Consider the following 17,261-nt stretch of genomic DNA (forward strand, 5'->3'; position numbering starts at 1 on the left):
TCACTTCCCGAAGACCGGGGCCAGGGTCAGCCACGCCGCGCCCTCCGCCACCGCGTCCCGTCCGGTCGCGAGCCCCACCGTCGCCGTCAGGCCCAGACCGGTCAGCACCTGCCGCACCCCGTCCGCGAAGACCTCCGGGTCGGCGAGCACCACCCGCCCGCCCAGCAGGACCTGGTCGATGTCGAGGAGCCGGACGAGGTTGGCCGCGCCCGCGCCCAGGATCCGCGCGGCTCCGGCGAGTTCTCCGCGCGCGACGGCCGCGAGGCACAGGACCTCCAGACAGCCGCGCCCGCCGCAGCCGCACGGCGGTCCGTCGAGCTGCACGGTCTGGTGGCCGAGCTCGCCCGCACCCGTCCTGTCCCCCCGTAGCGGCGCGCCGCCGAGGACGAGACCCGCGCCCAGCCCCGTACCGAGGTGGACGTAGGAGAAGGAGGCGGGGGCCGACGGGCGCAGGGCGAGGCCGAGGGCGGCGGCGTTGGTGTCCTTGTCGAGGACGACGGGCAGCCCGAGGCGCGCCGCCAGCTCGTCCCGCACGGGATGCCCGGCCCACTCGGGGAAGCCGGTGACCCGGCCCGGCACCCCGGCCCGGTGGTCCAGCGGCCCGGGCATGGCGACCCCGGCGCCGAGCACGGTCCCACCGGGCGGGAGCAGCTCGAGCAGCGCGCCCGCCTCCTCCGTCACCGCGTCCAGGACGGGTCCCGCCCCCGCCCCCAGGTCCACCGGGCGGCGGCGGACCTCCAGGACCGAGCCCGCGAGGTCGGTCAGGAGGGCCGTCAGCTCGTCGCGGTCGAGGTGGACGCCGACGGCGTGCGCGGCGGAGGGCTCCAGGCGCAGGACCGTACGGGGCTTGCCGCCGGTCGAGGCGCGGTGCCCGGCCTCCGCGGCGAGGCCCTCGGCCCGGAGCCGCGCGGTGATCTTGCTGACGGCCTGCGGGGTGAGCCCGGTCCGCTCGGCCAGCTCCAGACGGCTGATGCCGTGCCCGCCCGCCGTGCGCAGCAGGTCGAGCACGAGCGCCGTGTTGTGGCTGCGCAGGGCCGGTACGTTCACTCCCACCAGGTCATTCCTCACTCCCCCATTGTGGCCGTCGCTTGCACTTTGGCAACAGCGTTGCTTAAGTGGGGCGCATGACTGGCACCGGCCCCCGCACCCCGCTCCGCGTCGGACTCGTCGGCTACGGCCTCGCGGGCTCCGTCTTCCACGCCCCGCTGATCGCCGCCTCCGAGGACCTGGTCCTCGCCGCCGTCACCACCGGCAACCCCGAGCGGGCCGCCGAGGCCCGGACCGCCCACCCCGGCGTCCGGGTCGCCGCCCGCCCCGAGGAGCTCTGGGCGGAAGGGGCCGGGGAGCTGGACCTGGTCGTCGTCGCCTCCCCCAACAAGACGCACGTCGCCGTCGCCACCGCCGCCCTGGAGGCCGGTCTCCCCGTCGTCGTCGACAAGCCGCTCGCCGGGACCGCCGCCGAGGCCCGCGCGCTGGCCGCCCTCGCCGAGGAGCGCGGCCTCCTCCTCTCCGTCTTCCAGAACCGCCGCTGGGACAACGACTTCCGCACGCTGCGCCGTCTCCTCGACGAGGGCGCGCTGGGCGAGGTCCAGCGCTTCGAGTCCCGCTTCGAGCGGTGGCGCCCGCGCCCCAAGGGCGGCTGGCGCGAGTCCGGCGCGCCGGAGGAGATCGGCGGGCTCCTCTACGACCTGGGCAGCCACGTCGTCGACCAGGCCCTCGTGCTCTTCGGCCCGGTGGTCTCGGTGTACGCCGAGTCGGACGTGCGCCGGCCGGGCGCCGAGGCCGACGACGACACCTTCCTCGCACTCACCCACGCGAACGGGGTCCGCTCCCACCTGTACGTGAGCGCCACGACCGCCCAGCTCGGCCCCCGCTTCCGGGTGCTCGGGCAGAGCGCGGGCTTCGTGAAGTACGGGCTCGACCCCCAGGAGGCCGCCCTCCGCGAGGGACTGCGGCCCGGACCCGGCGTCGTCTGGGGTGCCGAGCCGGAGCAGCTGTGGGGCCGGATCGGCGCCGGGGAGTCGCCGATGACGGGCGGCGGCCTTCCGGTGGAGTCCCTGCCCGGCGACTACCCGGCGTACTACGCGTCCGTCGCCGCCGCCGTGCGCGGCACCGGGGAGAACCCGGTCACCGCGCACGAGGCGGCCGCCGCCCTGGAGGTCCTGGAGGCGGCGCGGCTCTCGGCCCGCGAGGGCCGCGTGGTCACCCTCTGACGGGCGGTCAGCCCCTGCGCCCGCGTCGGCGCCCGATCAGCACGAGCGCGCCGCCGCCGAGGCCGAGGGCGATCGCGGTGGCGCCCATGACGAGCTTCCCGGTGCCGGCGCCGGTCTCGGAGAGCTCGCCGTCCGGGCCGTGGTGGCCGCCGGAGTCGCCGTAGCCGCTGTCGCCGTAGCCGGAGTCACCGCCGCCGGAGCCGCTGCCGCCGGACGACCCACCGATGGAGGACCCGCCGGTGGAGGACCCGCCGGTGGAGGACCCGCCGGTGGTCCAGCCGCCGTCCGTGGATCCGCCGTCCGTCGAGCCTCCGGTGGTCCAGCCGCCGTCCGATGAACCGCCGTCCGTCGAGCCTCCGCTCGTGGGGTCGGTGGGTGTCGGGGTCGGGTCGGTGGGGGTGGGCGTCGGCTCCGTCGGGGTGGGGTCCGTGGGCGTGGGCGTCGGATCCGTCGGCGTCGGCGTGGGGGTCGGCGTCGGGTCCGTGCACGACGGCAGGTCGCCGTTGAACGGATAGGCGTGGATCTCCTGCCCCCCGCCCCCGGTGGCCTCCGAGCTGTGGGTCAGGTTGCCGGTGGTGAAGAAGCGGCCGTTCATGCCGGGCATCGTCACCGTCGTCGTACTGGCCTGGTTGCCGACGAGCACGCTGCCCGCGAACTGGGCCCCGCCCTTGAAGGTGACCTTCGTGGCGTCCGGGACGTTCCACAGGACCCGCTCGCGCAGGCCGTCCGGCAGCTGGTCGATGTACGAGTCGACGGTGCGGTCCGCGCCGAGGAGGTTGACGAGGACCGTCGCGCCGGCCGGGATCCCGGTGAAGCGGATGCCCTGCTGGCCGCCGCTCGCCGACTCCAGGTCGAAGGAGACGTTGAAGACCTGGAGCGCCGAGGTGCCGTCCCCCGTGAAGAGCGTCTCGTAGTTGTTGTTGACGGCGGTGCCGGTGGGCGTGCGGGAGGCCCCGTTCACGTACGCGTAGCAGTGGCTGGCGTCGGTGAGCTGCCCGCGGAGCGCCTTGTACGGGTCGGCGGCGGCGGTGTCGTGGACCGGGGCCGGGCTCACGGTCCCGGAGAGGGCGCCCCCGTACCGTACGACGCCATGGACCGTGCCCTCCTCGGCGAGCAGGCGCTGCTGGGCGGCGACCGTCAGGTCCTCGCCGACGGTGAGGAAGTCGGTGCCGTCGTCGGGCGGGACGCGCGAGCCGACACCGGCGACGCCGACGTTGTAGACGGCGGAGACGCCCTGCTTCTTGTTCTGGTCGAAGCTGCCGAGGACGACGACCTTGCCCTCGGCCTCGGCGGCGGACTCCCGGACGAGGAAGTCGCCGCCGACGAAGACGTTGATGTTGTTGTCGCGGTGGGTGACGGGGCCGCTGCCGTTGTCGTCCGGGTAGGTCGCCGGGCAGTTGCCGGGCTTGCAGGGGCCGAGGCCGCCGGGCAGGGGGTCGGCGTGGCCCGTGACCGCGAGCACGCCGACGAGGGCGGTGGCCCCGACCGTGGACGCGGCGATGAGGGCGAGGCGGCGCCGGTCGCGCCGCCGCTCGTACGAGATTCTCTCCATATCGGGCAATATGCAAAAAAGATGACGAAAAAGGCGACGCCCCACGCGGGGGCGCCGCCGCTTTCCTGCCCGGGACCCGTCAGGCGCCCTTGAGCTCCTGCCGCTGCCGGCCGAGGCCCTCGACCTCCAGCTCGACGACGTCACCGGGGCGCAGGTACGGCTTGGGCTCCGGCTGCCCCATGGCGACGCCCGCGGGCGTGCCGGTGTTGATGATGTCGCCCGGGTACAGGGTCATGAACCGGCTGACGTACCGGACCACCTCGGCGACCGGGAAGATCTGGTCCGAGGTGTGGCCGTCCTGCTTGAGCTCGCCGTTGACCCACAGCTTCAGGCCGAGGTCCTGCGGGTCCGGCACCTCGTCCGCGGTGACGAGCCAGGGGCCGAGCGGGTTGAAGGTCTCGCAGTTCTTGCCCTTGTCCCAGGTGCCGCCGCGCTCGATCTGGAACTCGCGCTCGGAGACGTCGTGGGCGACCGCGTACCCGGCGACGTGCGCGAGGGCCTGCTCGTCGGTCTCCAGGTAGCGGGCGGTGCGGCCGATCACGATCGCGAGCTCGACCTCCCAGTCGGTCTTCACCGAGCCGCGGGGTACGAGCACGGTGTCGTCGGGGCCGACGACGGTGTCGGCGGCCTTGAGGAAGACGACGGGCTCGGCGGGGGTGGCCTGGCCGGTCTCGGCGGCGTGCCCGTGGTAGTTCAGCCCGATGCACACGACCTTGCCGATCCGGGCGACCGGCGGGCCGACGCGCAGCCCGGTGGCGTCGAGCGCGGGCAGCACGCCGGCGGCCGCCGCGCCGCGGACGCGGTCGAGGGCGGAGGCGTCGGCGAGCAGACTGCCGTCGATGTCGTCGACCAGGGCGGACAGGTCGCGGAGCGTTCCGTCCTGGTCGAGCAGGGCGGGACGTTCGGCTCCCGGCGGGCCGACACGCAGCAGCTTCATGGTCTTCTCCCTGTGGTCGAGGAGGGCCCGGGGGAGGGCCCTGAGGTGCCCCGGCCGATGGAGTGCGGCCATCGGAGGATTGGTCGATCCTCCAAGACAATGGGTCACTCTGCAAGACCCCGTTCACACACTGGACCCTTACGCGCGAGTAACCGGGCGCCTGGGGTCCCCCGGCCGAGGCGCTCGGGGTCCCCCGGCCGAGGCGCTCGGGGTCCCCCCGCCGAGGCGCTCCAGGCCCCGGCCGAGGCACTCCCGGGCCCCTCTTGAGGCGCTCCCGGCCCTCAGACGGCCGTGGCCAGGGTCGCCGCCGCCGGCATGTCCCGGTAGAGGAAGGCGCGCTCGACGGCGGCCCACGTGGTGCTGGTGACGATGTAGAGCGCGGCGGCCAGCGGCACGACCGCGACCGAGATCAGGGTCGCGAAGGAGAGCAGCGGCATGAACCGGGCCATGCCCGCGGCCATCGCGGCCCCCGGCTGGCCGGGCTCGACGACGACCGCGGCGGACTGGCGGCGGGCCCGGAGGTAGTTGTACGTGGCGACGGCGGCGACGATCGCGAAGAGCGCGAGGTAGACCAGGCCGGACGGGCCGAAGACGCCCCCGTCGGCGAGCGCGTCGGCGTAGTGGTCGCCGAGCGGGGCGGCGAAGAGGCTGTGCCCGGACATCCGCCCGCTGGAGAAGAGGTGGTACATCAGGAAGAACGCGGGCGCCTGGAGCAGGCTCGGCAGGCAGCCGGCGAGCGGCGAGACCTTCTCCCGGGCGTGCAGCTCCATGATCGCCTTCTGCATCCGCTCGGGGTTCTTGGCGTGCTTCTTGCGGAGCTCGGCGAGCTGCGGGGCGAGCCGGGTGCGGGCCTTCTGGCCGCGGGCGGCGGCGCGGGACAGCGGGTGGACCGCGAGCCGCACGAGCAGGGTGAAGAGGACGATCGCGGCGGCCGTGGCGGTGGTGGCGAAGAGCGGCTGGAGCAGGTCGGCGAGTCGCTCGACCAGGGAAGCGAAGACGTTCAAGGGAGCCCTCCGTGGGGTCTCGTCGTGCCGGAAGCAGGAGAAATCGGCATGACGGGTCCGCGGAAGGGGTGTGCTCGGTACGGGTGGTACGGGCTCCCTACGCGGCCGTCGGGAGGGGACGGCCGGGAGCGCGGGGTCTGCGGCGCCCTGCGGCGTCGGGGTCGCGCTGGGGGAGGAAGGCGGTGCGCCGCTCGCGGTCGCGGATGGCCGTGCGCACGGCGGTGGGCGGTACGGCGGGGGCCGTACGCGCGCCGAAGAGGGCGCAGACGACGCCGGTCGCGGCGAGGGCGACGGCGGCGGAGAGGCTCGCGCCGTCGGAGAGGAGGAGGTCGGCGAGGGCGAGGAGGAAGAACAGCGGCGCGACGATGCGCAGGACCAGGGCCCTGATCGCCATTCCGCCACCTCCTTCACCTGCCGCGTGCCTCACGAGGAGGACGCCCGGGAAGACCCGGAAGTTCCCGCGCGCGTCCACGACGTTCACGACTTTTCCGTACGACTGTACTCCCGCGCGTCTCCGGGCCCGCGCGTCCGCTGCTCAGGAACCCGTGTGCTCCAGGGGGACGAGGAGGCGGCGGGGCCGGAGGAGGGCGCGGCTGACGGGATCGGCGGGGTCCGGGTCGAGCCCGGCGCCGGGCCGCATCTCGACGTCGCCGAGCGGTACGGGGACACGGCAGGACGGGCACTCGCCGTACGGGCCGAGTTCGGTCCCGCAGTCGGCGTGGTGGAAGTGGCGCAGCGGTACGGCTCCGGGGACCTCGGCACGGCCCCAGGCGCCGAGCGAGCGCAGGACGGGCCAGAGGGCCAGGCCGCGCGCGGTGAGCACGTACTCGTCGCGCGGGGGCGACTCCTGGTAGCGCCGCCGGTCGAGGACGCCCGCGTCGACGAGGGCCTGGAGGCGGGCGGCGAGGACGGCGCGGGGGATGCCGAGGTGGAGGAGGAAGTCGTTGTAGCGGCGGACTCCGTAGAAGGCGTCGCGGACGACGAGCAGGGTCCAGCGCTCGCCGACGACCTCCAGGGCGCGGGCGATGGAGCACTGCTGGTGGGAGTAGTCCTTGCCGAGGGCCATGGGATCCATCGTACCGATTCAAGGTTCATTGAACGAACCTCACTGCTAGGCTGGGTTCATTCACCGAACCGACCGGGTGGAGGTTCCTGCCATGCCCCAGCTCGCCGCCACGGCCCGCACCGCGCCACCCGCGCCCGCCGGACGCCCCCGGGCCACCCTCGCCGTCACGGCCGCCGCCACCGCGGTCGCGCTGATGAACTACACCGCCCCGATGCTGACCCTGCCCGCCATGGCCGCCGCCTTCGGCACCCCGGCCTCGGCGCGGGCCTGGCTGCTCAACGGCACCCCGCTCGGTCTGGCCGTCCTCCTCCTCGTGGCCGGCAGCCTCGCCGACGCGCACGGGCGGCGCCGGGTGTTCCTGCTCGGCACCCTCGCCCTCGGCCTCACCACCGCGCTCGGCGCCCTCGCCGGCTCGACGCTCACCTTCACCCTGGCCCGGATCGCCCAGGGCGCGGCGAGCGCGGCGGTCCTCGCGGGCAGCCTCGGCCTCCTGGCCCAGGCCTATCCGGCGGGCCGGGACCGGATCAGGGCCACCGGGATCTGGGGCGCGTCGGTCAGCGGCGGCATCGCCCTCGGCCCGCTCCTCGCGGGCGCGCTGAGCCTGGCCGACTGGCGCCTGGCCTACGCCGCGCTGGGAGCGGCGGCCCTGGCCACCGCCGCCGCGGGGACCCGGACCCTGGCACGGGAGGAGAGGCTCCCGGCCGCGCCCCGGCCGGACGTGGCGGGAGCGCTGGCCCTCGGCCTGGCCCTGACGGCACTGCTCACCGCCCTCACCCTCGGCCGGGACGGCTGGCTGCGCCCCCCGGTCGCCCTGCTCGCGCTCGCCTCCGCCGTCCTGACGGCACTGTTCGTGGCGGTCGAGCACCGGAGCCGTACGCCCATGATCGACCTGGCGCTGCTGCGCAGGCCCGCGTTCCTGGCGTCGACGCTCGGGGCGCTGTTCACGGGCCTGGCGGTGATCGGCCTCTTCAGCGTGGTGCCCGCACTGCTCCAGGGCGGGGCCGGGATGTCGCCGCTGGGGGCGGCGGCGCTGTTCCTCCTCTGGTCGGGCACCGCGTTCGTGGCCGCCCTGCAGGCCCGCCGGCTCGCGGGCCGGCTCTCCGCCGCGTACCAGCTGACCCTCGGATTCGTCCTGTCGGCGGCGGGCGTCCTCGCCCTCCTCGGGTCCCTGGACGGCCCCTGGCCCCGGCTCCTCCCGGGCCTCGTGGTGGCGGGCGCGGGCAGCGGCCTCCTGAACGCGGCACTGCCCCGGCTCGCGGTGGACTCGGTGCCGCCGGAGCGGGCGGCGATGGGCTCGGGCGCGAACAACACCGCCCGCTACATCGGCTCCTCGGCCGGCGTGGCCCTGACGCTGGCCCTGGTGACGACCGGCCCGGACACGGCCCTGCTCGTCTCGGCCGCCCTGGCCCTCACGGGCGGGGCGCTCACCCTCGCCCTGGGGCGGTCGACACCAGCTTCGCCCAGACGACGAGCCGGTAGGTACTGGTGAACTCGGGCGTGCAGGTGGTGAGGGTGAGATAGGCCCCGGGGACGGAGTACCCGTACGAAGGCTTGACGAGGGACCGGGGCACGGCCCGGATGACCCCGACGTCCCGCGGCGAGGTGGATCCCAGGACGAGATCGACCCGATAGACATAGGTACGCGCGCGCGTGCGCACGAGGATCTCGTCCCCCTCCCCGAGCCGGTTGATGTACCGGAAGGGCTCCCCGTGCGTGTTCCGGTGCCCGGCGAGCGCGAAGTTGCCCACGCTCCCCGGCCCGGCGGTGCCGGGGTAGTGCCCGGCGTACCCCTTGTCGAGGACGGACCGCTTGGAGACGCCCTCGGCGACGGGAACGCTGAGCCCGAGCCGGGGGATCCGGAGGACGGCGAAGGCGGCGGAGGGGGAAGGCGCGGCAGTGGGCCTCCCGGAGGCCGGCCTCCCGGCCCCGGCACCCGCCCCGGACGCGTCCCCGGCCTCAGGCCCGTCGGACTCGGCCACCGCCCCGGAGCCGTCCGCCGTCCCCGGCTCGGCCGCGGGAGAGATGTCCCACTCCCTCTCCAGGACGCGCACCTGGCCGAGGGCCTCGGCGCGGGCCTCCCGATTGGTCCACCAGAGCTGATGGACCACGAGAAGCAGGAGGAGAACCCCGCAGGTGACGACGGTCTCCGCGCCCAGCCACAGCGCGCGGGCGCCCGTACGAGATCGTCCTCCCGTCTGGACGACGACCGGCACCCGCTGCCCCACCCTGGCCCGCACGCGGGGCACGATAAGCGCTGAGGCGCCAACTCTCCAGGCCCGTACAGCAGTACGGTGGAGGGCATGCGCCCCGACACGCCTGCCGCCCACACCACCGAAGCCGAGCGTCTGCTGCGCACCGCGGAGCAGTACCCCGGAGACCGGGAGCCCCTGTACCTCCAGGCCGCCGCCCACCGGGAGCTCGCGGGCGACCGCCCGGGCGCCACGGCGCTCTACGACACGCTCCTCGCCGGGGAGCCGGCCAACCCGCACCTGATCAGGGCGCTGAAGGCGGCGAACCTGTGGGAGTACGGGCACGAGGCCGAGGCCAGGGCGATCATCGACGGCGTCCGGCGCGCCAAGCCCGAGGACGCGGCGGCCTGGCAGATCACGGCGGAGACGCTGGAGGCGCACGACGAACTGGAGGCGGCGGAGTCGACGCTGACGGAGGCGGCGACGCTCCTGGTGACCCCGGAGGACCTCCCCCACGCCACCCAGTCCCTGCTCACGACCCGGCACCGGATCCGCAGGATGCTGGCGCTGCCGCACGACGACTGGGACGCCCGGGCGGACCGCCTGCACACCGGCACGGTCGGCCTCGACGAACTGCACGACCCGAAGCGCCTGTGGTCGCTCGGCTCCTCGGACCCGGCGGAACTCCAGGCCGAGATCACCCGGCTCCGCTCGGAACTGGGCACCTACCGCACGGCGCTCTCCCGGCCGTTCCCGGTGGCGGTCCTGCACTGGCTGGAGCCGGAACTGGACGAACTGCTCGCGGCGTACCCGGAACTGGAGGCGGAGTACCCCACGTACCGGGCGCACCTGACGGACATCGAGGCGTCCCTCCGCGAACTGGCGGCCGCCGGCACCCCGAACCTGGGCATCGTCCGAGCGACGGTCCCCTCGTACGAAGCCTTCGCCGCCTCGGAATCCACCTCCCCCTCGAACGCGGACCTCCTCCCCCAATACACCACAACCCTGGCAGCCCGAGCCCGCGCAACAGCCTGGCCCCCACTCCGCGGCGCGGAATGCTGGTGCGGGTCGGGGAGGACTTATGGGGAGTGCCACGGGGCGGAGTGAGACAACGCCAGACGCCTTGTCCAGTAGCACCCGTCGTCGGCAATGATGGCGTCGTCCTTGCCAGCCTCTGAAACCACTGGACGTCATGACTCCCGCGCCCGAGAACCGCCCTCTTCCTCTCCCAGACAGCCCCGAGCTCCACAGCTTGGTCTCCGACGCGGAAACCCGCACGGTCTACGGCGTGCTCTACAACGCGCGGAGCGTACCGCTCACCATGGGAGAGATCAGGGAGCGTGTTCACGTACTGACCGGAAAGTCCAATCTCCAGCTGGACCGGCGACTTCGCTCTCTGCGAACTTATTTCCTGGTTCCGGCAGTCCGAGATCCTGATCACCGCCAGCGCTTTACCTATATGATGCGGGGCTGGCACCCCGCAGCTGATCAGCGAACGGCACGAAAGACTCCACGGGCTTCCGACCGGGCACTTACGCTGCACACATACGGATACCGCTGCGCAGCCTGCGGACGGACTCCCAAGGATGACCACGTAAAGCTGGTGATCGACCACAAGATCCCACTTGACCTCGGCGGCTCGAACGAAGCCGACAACCTCCAGCCGCTGTGCGAAGAGGACAACCACGCCAAGCAGGCCCTCTTCTCCAGCCATGAGCAGAATGCCGAGGCGCTGCGCGTCTCACTCAGCCTCCCCGACGCCCACCTTCGGATCGGTGAGCTGCTGAAGGCCCTGGAGGGCATAGAGGTACCCAGAGAGCTCATAGCGCTCGTCGCGCGTGAAGAAAACCACGGCGATCCGACGAAGCGCATGCGGGAGCTTCGAGCGCTAGGCTGGAAAATAAAGAATTCGAGACGAAAAGAAGGCCGGCGTTCGCTCTCGTTCTACCGATTGGACAGCTGGGAACCTTGGCCGCTTGGCGGCCCTAAAGCGGCGATCGCCAGAATGGAGCACGCACGCAAGCTGGCCCGACGCCTGGAATCACAAACCATGAACGCTTCAGAGAGAGAAACGTGAGCAGCCCGGCACCGTGGGTGCCGCCAGAAGGATCCTGGGCATCGTCCGCTGCACGGCGCCGCAATATGCAGGCCATCCGGAGCAGGGACACCAAACCCGAGCAGCTGATCCGCCGACTCGTCCATGCCCAGGGATTCCGCTACCGGGTAGCAGCCAGGCCCCTTCCGGCTCTTCACCGGACTGCAGACATGGTCTTCCGTCCGGCGAAGGTGGCCGTCTTCGTCGACGGCTGCTATTGGCACGGCTGCCCCGAGCACTATGTTCCGCCCAAAACCAACTCCGGCTACTGGTCGAAGAAGGTCGAAGGGAATATGGCCCGGGATCGTGATACCGATCAGCAGCTCACGGACGCCGGCTGGCTGGTGCTCCGCTTCTGGGAACACTCAGCAGCGCAGGAGTGCGCTGCTGAGATCGCGCGAACCGTTACCAGAAGGCGGCAGACGACTTAAGCAAGGGTGCTCTGAGCCGACTCCCAGGTCGTGCCGTCGGGCTCCAGGTCCCCAACGGGCGGGGCGAGCACAGCACCCTGTCGTTCGAGAGCTTCCTTGATCGCACGACCCACGGCCTCGGCTACAAGCGGAGGGAAGGCGTTACCCACCTGGCGGTACCGCGCGGTCTTCCGTCCGGCGAACTCCCACTCGCCCTTACCCGGGAATCCCTGGATCATCGCCGCCTGCTCCACCGTCAGCATGGGGCCGATCCCCTTTTGAGGGTTCCCCAGGTCTCGCTCCAGGTTCACTTCATGCTCGTCATTGGCGACACCCATGCCGTTCACACCGAGCGCAGCCCAGGCTCTTTTGGCTCGAGTGGGGCCGAGGTCAGCACCGCCATGCTTCTTAGACCCGCCGACGAGCGTGGGAGCCACGCCCCCAGCACCGGCGTCATCCAGCCACTTGTCGAAGTCATCAGGGCGACCGGCATCGACGAAGCGACGCTTCATGGATTCCTCAAGAACCATAGCCACGGTAACCCGTTCCGCCCTGGGGGACGGCCACTCAAACCCTCTGTACTGATCCTCCCGAATGGCAACCAAAATAGCCCTGGGACGCAGCTGCGGAACACCGTAGTCCGCGGCCTCAAGCAGCCTCCAGCCGCAAACCACATAATTCGCGTCACGAAGACGCTGCTTGATCTCCTCACGGTACTCGAAAAATTTCTCCCGCGGCTTGACCAATCCGGCGACATTCTCGATCATCACCGCGCGGGGCTTCAGCTCTTCGACGAGTTCAAGCATTGTCGGAAAAAGATCGCGCTCGTCATCCCGACCGAGCTGCTTTCCCGCAACAGAAAACGGAGGACAGGGGACCCCTCCCGCAAGCAGCCCGAGCTCCTTCTCCTCGATGGACCGGTTCATGCGTGCGTTGAACTTCTTGAGATGTTCAGCAGGGTTGAATTTCGTCACGTCCATCTCAAGGACATCGCACTCTGCCGCAACATCTGCTCCCCAGCGCTCCCCCTCGATGACGTTGAGCTCCAGCGTCTTCGCTGCGTGCGTATCAATCTCAACAAGCGCAAGGTGACGGAACCCGGCCCGGTGCAGGCCAACAGCCTGTCCCCCTGCCCCCGCACAGATCTCAATCGACGTCAGCGGCTGACCGCTGGAACTCATCGAAGCCTCCTGGTGTGACTGACTGCAGACACGCAAGTGTCGCATCCGCCAGTGACATCCCCGGCGTCGCTACAGTCTCCCAGGCCGGCGGCCCGCGCGTGGCACCTACAGCCTTCCTTCCACTCACGCACCAGCGTCGCATCAGGGGCAGGCATATGGAGCCCTGCCTCCGGCCGTCGATTGCCCCGGCTGTCCGCACTGCGGAAGACAGCCCCACGACTGACCCACACAGCACGCACGGCGGCCCCTGTCATCTGGCAGGCGGCAGCCCCATGTGACTCAGCAGAGCCGCCATGTCGCTCGGTGCCAGACCAGCAGCTACCGCCGGCTCCTCTTCGAGGTCGGCGAGCTGCTGCACAGACGGGTCATCAAGGATCCTCCCCATGAAGTCAAGCTTCTGCTCCAGCCTGGTCATTACTACCTCGTCGACCGTATTGCGGGACACGAGCACCGTGGCGTTCGTTTCAGTGCCAGGGGACAGCCCAAGCCGGTGGATCCGGTCCATACTCTGAAGGAACCGGCCTGCCATAAAGTCGCGGTCCACATAGACGGCGTCATGGCATACCTGGTGCAAGCTAATCCCTTCACCCAGCGTGGCTGGATTGGAAATCAGCACCATGCAGTCCGGATCCTCACGGAATCGACGGAGCTGCTCTTCCCGGTCGGGAGTTCCGCCGTACACGACCGCAGGACCAAACTTCCCAAGAAGCTTCTCAAGAGTGGCAAGACTTCGGACGAAGGTCGTCCATACCAGCGTCTTACGTCCCTTTTCCGCATTCTCCGCCACAATGAGAGCCGCTTCCTGGTACTTGGGCGACATTTCATGGTCGGGAAGATTCTGCATCAAGGTGTACAGCGAGCTGCCCTGTGGCACCTTGAGCGGCGGAAGCTGATACGCGAGCGGGTCATACCGGTTCGCCCCCTCAGTCAGCAGCGCCGGGCACACTGCTGCCATCAACAGCCGCAGCGCCGTCTTGCCCAGTGCACTGAGATCCTCCCGCGCCGCGCCGCTCGCCTCGCCCCCGACCAGCGACGCGTAGATCTCCTCGTGCAGCGGCGGCAAGTCCACATACCGCATCTGGAGCGACATCGGCGGGAGACCAAGCTCTTGTTTGGTCGTGCGAGTGAACAGAGGCCGAAGGACGGTGCTCGCGTACGACAGGTCTCCACCGGACACCGCCTGTGTGACCGTACGCTGGCCGTGGCCGGGCCAGACGAAACCGAGCAGGTTCTCCAGGTCTTTCGCACCGTTGGGAGCCGGTGTACCCGTAAGAATCAGCCTTCGCCGGGCAAGCGGCCCGAGAGCCATGCAGGCAGCACCATAAGTTCCCCGCGCGCCCAGTTTCATGCGATGGGCCTCATCGAGGATGATCATCGAGGGCTCGGCCTTCAGCCAGGCTGCCAGCATCGTGAGCGACCGGTCTAGCCGCTCATAGTTCACGATGAGCACCTCTGCCCACTGATCGTAAGACCTGCCGAGGATGTCCGTGCGCAGCGAATGACGGAAACAAGCCGCGCTCTCGTACTGCCATGCCTCATATGCGGACTTCGGGCAGACGATGAGCAGTCGGCTGACCTTGCGCTGTGCCTTCTGACTGGCGTAAACAGCCAGGCCCACGCGTGTCTTGCCGGCACCGGGAACACTGAAGTTGGCACCGTGCTGAAGCGTGAGCAGTTTGGCGACATCCCGGCGCTGGAAGTCACTGAGATCCGCCTTCCACTCCTCTCCCAACAGGAATGGAATCTCATCGGGTTGAATCTCTCCCGCATGATCCGGCGCATCCAGGCGCTGTTTTACCGCCTCGGCGTCGTGGAGAACGCCGATGACCAGCTCCTGAAGCTCAGAAGCCCACTCGACGCCGGGCGCGTCCGGCCAGGACGAGAGCGCACCCAGACCTCCCAACAAGTCATTAAGCTCGACTACGGCAGCTACGGGGCTGAGCTGGCCACCCGAGCGGAAACGAGCCGCCAACTGCACGAGCTCGTCGCGGTACTCCTCCGTCGTCCGGAAGACGACCTTCGTTCGCGTCTCATCGAATTCGAGACGCAGCGTCGTCCCTGCGGTGAGTTCACTCATCCCGAGGTCTCCAGGGCAACAGCTTCAATGAGCCAGGCCACGCCGTCACCAGGTGTCGCGGCGCCGCGCCCTGCCTGCTGGGCTAGCTTGCGCAGGCTCTCACGCAACTTGAGCACGGCCTCATCGAGCGCTTCCTCATCGAGGCTGCGTGACGCCCGAGCCTGAACAAGCTCTACGACGCTCTGGTCAATGTCGGCGCAAGCGTCCGCGATCCTGGCGGGCGCCATCTGCTTTCTCTTCTTGAGCCTGGCCTCACGACCTGCTGTGTCGATCGCCTGGTCGAAGGCTTGGCGTGCTTCCTGGAAGACGTCCTGGGCTCGCTTCCTGTCCTGGTCCGAGGCCACCTCGCTGGATGCGCTGGCCATTGCCTTCGCTCGAAGCACCTTGTCAGTTAGCAAACGGGCGGCTGAAACCCCGGAAGAAGCGCCAGGAAGCGTTACACCGCCCAGACCCGGCACGGACACAGCTGCTTGCTCACTCGTCGGCCCGATGAAGTCTGGGGACATCGTGCGGGTCAGGAACCGGTCCCGGAAGCTCTCGTCGATGTGCCGCACATCCGTCTTGGCGAAGCCCATGACGATGGCCGCCATACGAAGTTCCTTCAGCACATCCGCACGATCAGGGTCGACCGTCGCAAGCTTCTCGTATGCGCGGTGGAGCTCCTTGAGCTTCTCCTGGTGATCCTCGAAGTCAACAAGCCGGAGCCCGGGAACGTCTCCGTTCGCGCTGCGCGAGATGTGCTCACGAATCGTGGCGAGGATCCAGCGCTCCTGATGGTAGGTGGACGGCCGGATGCGGAACTCCTTCGCGATCGCGTCAGGCGTCCTGCCGAGGCCGGCCTGCTCCTCCATTGCAAGCAGACGGTTGATGTACGAGTAGTCCCGCCGGTGATCCCGGCGGAGCTGCAGTGCCAGCTCAACGGAGTTGATGTCATCCCAGGTGAACCACTCCGGCAGCACGCCCACGCGCATCGTCTGCTGGCCCAGCTCGCGCAGCGCCGCCGTACGCGTGTTGCCGTTGACCAGAATGCCTTGGTGTGTGATGAGTCCCGGGTCGTTCTGTCCGAACTGATCCAGACTTTCCTTCAGCTTGTCGAAGTCCGGGTCCCGCCGGTTGGGGTCGGCCGGGTCAGCCTGCAGAAGGAACTGGAGGTACTCCTGGCTGCCTCCCCTCCACGGATCTGCGGCAAGTGCCGCGTCCTTGGCCGGATCGTGGCTGCGCTGCGCCCGGATGCGGTGGGTTCCCGGGTTGTAGAAGACGGAGCCGATGGGGCAGTCGATCACCTCGCAGTGGAGCGCCTGGCCGTTCCAGTCCACGGTGACCGTCTCACGAGTTCCACCAGCAGTCTTCACATCCTCGAGCCGCTTCCTGACCAGCTCGCTGAACTCGGCGGCTCGTGGCGGTGCCGGAATTTCCTGATTCATCAGATTGCTCAATCCCCTTGTTTGCTACTTGGCCATGCCATGTGCAGCGACCCGTACCGCATCGCGGGCCGCCTCAGGCAGAGTGCGGTACTCGCCCCAAAGCCGCTCCAGGGGGCTGGGGTCACGACGGCCGGCGTTCAGCCATCCGATGAACACGTCCCGCTCCAGCGGGGTGAGGCCCGCAAGGCGCCCCAGGATGCCGGACAGGTCGACCTGACGATCACGGCCCCCCACCCGGCATCTGTTGCACTCGGTGACGAGCTGGGTCTCGCACGTCCCGTCCAGAAGCTGGACCTGCCGCCGTGCCACGTCCAGCTGAGCATCCTGGCCACCGTCACCGAACGACTCACCCGCGCCGATGCCGCAGGACCGGCAGAGGAAGCTGTCAGCGGCCAGAACCTTGGTCCGCTGTACCGACGTCAGGCCGGACTTCTCCTTCGGTGACTTCGACTGCCCGGGAAGCCAGACTTCGGCCCCCTTCTTCACGAAGCGCTGCTCGTCAAGATGGAGCGACTCGTCCTCGCGCCGCGTATCGATTTGCCAGTCGTGATCCCGCAGGTCGCGTACCCGCCGGTCGATCTGCGCCACATCCGGGAACGCGGCCCGCAGCTGGCCCTTGGTGAAGATGTTGCCTTCCCCGACCTCTGACACCAGCCACAGGCCGGCACGCACCTTGCTGCCGAACGTCTTGTCGAGCCATGACGGCACTGCCACTTGCAACCTCCGCTCAACGGACACCTTGGCGAGCCGGACACCGGGCAGCCGTGACTACGCAGGTCCGCTCTGCTCGGCTTCCGGCCGACCCATCCATTCAGCACGGCACGCGGTGGCTCCGTCCACCCTCTGACGAGTTTGCGGGCAAGGTAGTCAAATCCCTTTGCTGCACAATGGAATGCATCCTTCAACGGGGGTGGCGATGGCGCAAAAAGGCAGGACGGTCACAAGGGGCGGAGACCTGCCGCCGGGCAGAAGAGCACTAGCCCAGGCGCTGGCCGTTCTCTACGAGCTCCTGGCCGTGGAGACGCTGGCTCAGGCATCGGAGCTCCTGACGGCACACAACTGGCAGAAGACTCCGAGCGAGATCTCTCGCTATCGCAGCGGTCGCCGAAAGCC

Annotated in this window: 16 protein-coding genes; 5 read left to right on the forward strand and 11 right to left on the reverse strand. The window is 70.0% G+C overall.

The window, feature by feature from the left end:
• Nucleotides 1-1,047 (reverse strand): ROK family protein, encoded by a 1,047-nt coding sequence (locus ACFV2S_RS04710; RefSeq protein ID WP_385554384.1) that lies wholly within the window; start codon nucleotides 1,045-1,047, stop codon nucleotides 1-3.
• A gap of 77 nt (nucleotides 1,048-1,124) precedes the next feature.
• Here ACFV2S_RS04710 and ACFV2S_RS04715 point away from each other — a divergent pair, with 77 nt between their 5' ends.
• Nucleotides 1,125-2,213: a Gfo/Idh/MocA family oxidoreductase gene (locus ACFV2S_RS04715; RefSeq protein ID WP_385554215.1), complete on the forward strand. Its 1,089-nt coding sequence runs from the start codon at nucleotides 1,125-1,127 to the stop codon at nucleotides 2,211-2,213.
• 7 nt (nucleotides 2,214-2,220) lie between these two features.
• Here the strand turns inward: ACFV2S_RS04715 and ACFV2S_RS04720 are convergent, their stop codons facing one another.
• From ACFV2S_RS04720 to ACFV2S_RS04740, 5 genes are all read right to left on the reverse strand, one after another.
• The gene (locus ACFV2S_RS04720) at nucleotides 2,221-3,765 is read right to left on the reverse strand and encodes a choice-of-anchor A family protein (protein ID WP_385554217.1); all 1,545 of its coding nucleotides are present in this window, start codon (nucleotides 3,763-3,765) and stop codon (nucleotides 2,221-2,223) included.
• Between the two features lie 79 nt (nucleotides 3,766-3,844).
• Entirely contained in the window at nucleotides 3,845-4,702 is an 858-nt protein-coding gene (locus ACFV2S_RS04725; protein WP_329851020.1) for a fumarylacetoacetate hydrolase family protein, read from the reverse strand.
• Between the two features lie 281 nt (nucleotides 4,703-4,983).
• Nucleotides 4,984-5,706: a YidC/Oxa1 family membrane protein insertase gene (locus ACFV2S_RS04730; protein WP_383786168.1), complete on the reverse strand. Its 723-nt coding sequence runs from the start codon at nucleotides 5,704-5,706 to the stop codon at nucleotides 4,984-4,986.
• A 97-nt stretch (nucleotides 5,707-5,803) separates the two neighbouring features.
• Entirely contained in the window at nucleotides 5,804-6,100 is a 297-nt protein-coding gene (locus tag ACFV2S_RS04735) for a DUF6412 domain-containing protein (RefSeq protein ID WP_385554220.1), read from the reverse strand.
• A 141-nt stretch (nucleotides 6,101-6,241) separates the two neighbouring features.
• Nucleotides 6,242-6,772: a winged helix-turn-helix transcriptional regulator gene (locus ACFV2S_RS04740; protein ID WP_385554222.1), complete on the reverse strand. Its 531-nt coding sequence runs from the start codon at nucleotides 6,770-6,772 to the stop codon at nucleotides 6,242-6,244.
• A 91-nt stretch (nucleotides 6,773-6,863) separates the two neighbouring features.
• On the opposite strand from ACFV2S_RS04740, the gene ACFV2S_RS04745 reads away from it, so the two are divergent.
• Nucleotides 6,864-8,261 (forward strand): MFS transporter, encoded by a 1,398-nt coding sequence (locus ACFV2S_RS04745; RefSeq protein ID WP_385554224.1) that lies wholly within the window; start codon nucleotides 6,864-6,866, stop codon nucleotides 8,259-8,261.
• Here the strand turns inward: ACFV2S_RS04745 and ACFV2S_RS04750 are convergent.
• The gene (locus tag ACFV2S_RS04750) at nucleotides 8,197-9,009 is read right to left on the reverse strand and encodes a class E sortase (RefSeq protein ID WP_385554226.1); all 813 of its coding nucleotides are present in this window, start codon (nucleotides 9,007-9,009) and stop codon (nucleotides 8,197-8,199) included. The genes ACFV2S_RS04745 and ACFV2S_RS04750 overlap by 65 nt on opposite strands.
• Nucleotides 9,010-9,072: 63 nt before the next feature.
• Here ACFV2S_RS04750 and ACFV2S_RS04755 point away from each other — a divergent pair, with 63 nt between their 5' ends.
• From ACFV2S_RS04755 to ACFV2S_RS04765, 3 genes are all read left to right on the forward strand, one after another.
• Complete coding sequence (locus ACFV2S_RS04755) at nucleotides 9,073-10,068, forward strand: SEC-C metal-binding domain-containing protein (protein WP_385554228.1); 996 nt, start codon at nucleotides 9,073-9,075, stop codon at nucleotides 10,066-10,068.
• Nucleotides 10,069-10,423: 355 nt separating this feature from the next.
• Nucleotides 10,424-11,038 carry an HNH endonuclease gene (locus ACFV2S_RS04760; RefSeq protein WP_385554386.1) on the forward strand — a complete coding sequence of 205 codons (615 nt, stop codon included), beginning with the start codon at nucleotides 10,424-10,426 and terminating at the stop codon, nucleotides 11,036-11,038.
• Complete coding sequence (locus tag ACFV2S_RS04765) at nucleotides 11,035-11,487, forward strand: very short patch repair endonuclease (protein WP_385554230.1); 453 nt, start codon at nucleotides 11,035-11,037, stop codon at nucleotides 11,485-11,487. Before ACFV2S_RS04760 ends, ACFV2S_RS04765 begins: the two co-directional genes overlap by 4 nt.
• Here ACFV2S_RS04765 and ACFV2S_RS04770 read toward each other — a convergent pair.
• From ACFV2S_RS04770 to ACFV2S_RS04785, 4 genes are all read right to left on the reverse strand, one after another.
• Nucleotides 11,484-12,647, reverse strand: coding sequence for a DNA cytosine methyltransferase (locus ACFV2S_RS04770; protein ID WP_385554232.1), 1,164 nt, complete (start codon nucleotides 12,645-12,647; stop codon nucleotides 11,484-11,486). The two genes, ACFV2S_RS04765 and ACFV2S_RS04770, sit on opposite strands and share 4 nt — an antisense overlap.
• Nucleotides 12,648-12,897: 250 nt before the next feature.
• Nucleotides 12,898-14,724, reverse strand: coding sequence for a DEAD/DEAH box helicase (locus tag ACFV2S_RS04775; RefSeq protein WP_385554234.1), 1,827 nt, complete (start codon nucleotides 14,722-14,724; stop codon nucleotides 12,898-12,900).
• Nucleotides 14,721-16,160, reverse strand: a complete 1,440-nt coding sequence (locus ACFV2S_RS04780; protein ID WP_385554236.1) for a hypothetical protein — start codon at nucleotides 16,158-16,160, stop codon at nucleotides 14,721-14,723. Before ACFV2S_RS04780 ends, ACFV2S_RS04775 begins: the two co-directional genes overlap by 4 nt.
• 12 nt (nucleotides 16,161-16,172) lie before the next feature.
• Complete coding sequence (locus ACFV2S_RS04785) at nucleotides 16,173-16,862, reverse strand: hypothetical protein (RefSeq protein ID WP_385554238.1); 690 nt, start codon at nucleotides 16,860-16,862, stop codon at nucleotides 16,173-16,175.
• Nucleotides 16,863-17,261: the final 399 nt, after the last annotated feature.

Origin of the sequence: Streptomyces sp. NPDC059695, from assembly GCF_042733785.1 — a bacterium.
GTDB lineage: Bacteria > Actinomycetota > Actinomycetes > Streptomycetales > Streptomycetaceae > Streptomyces.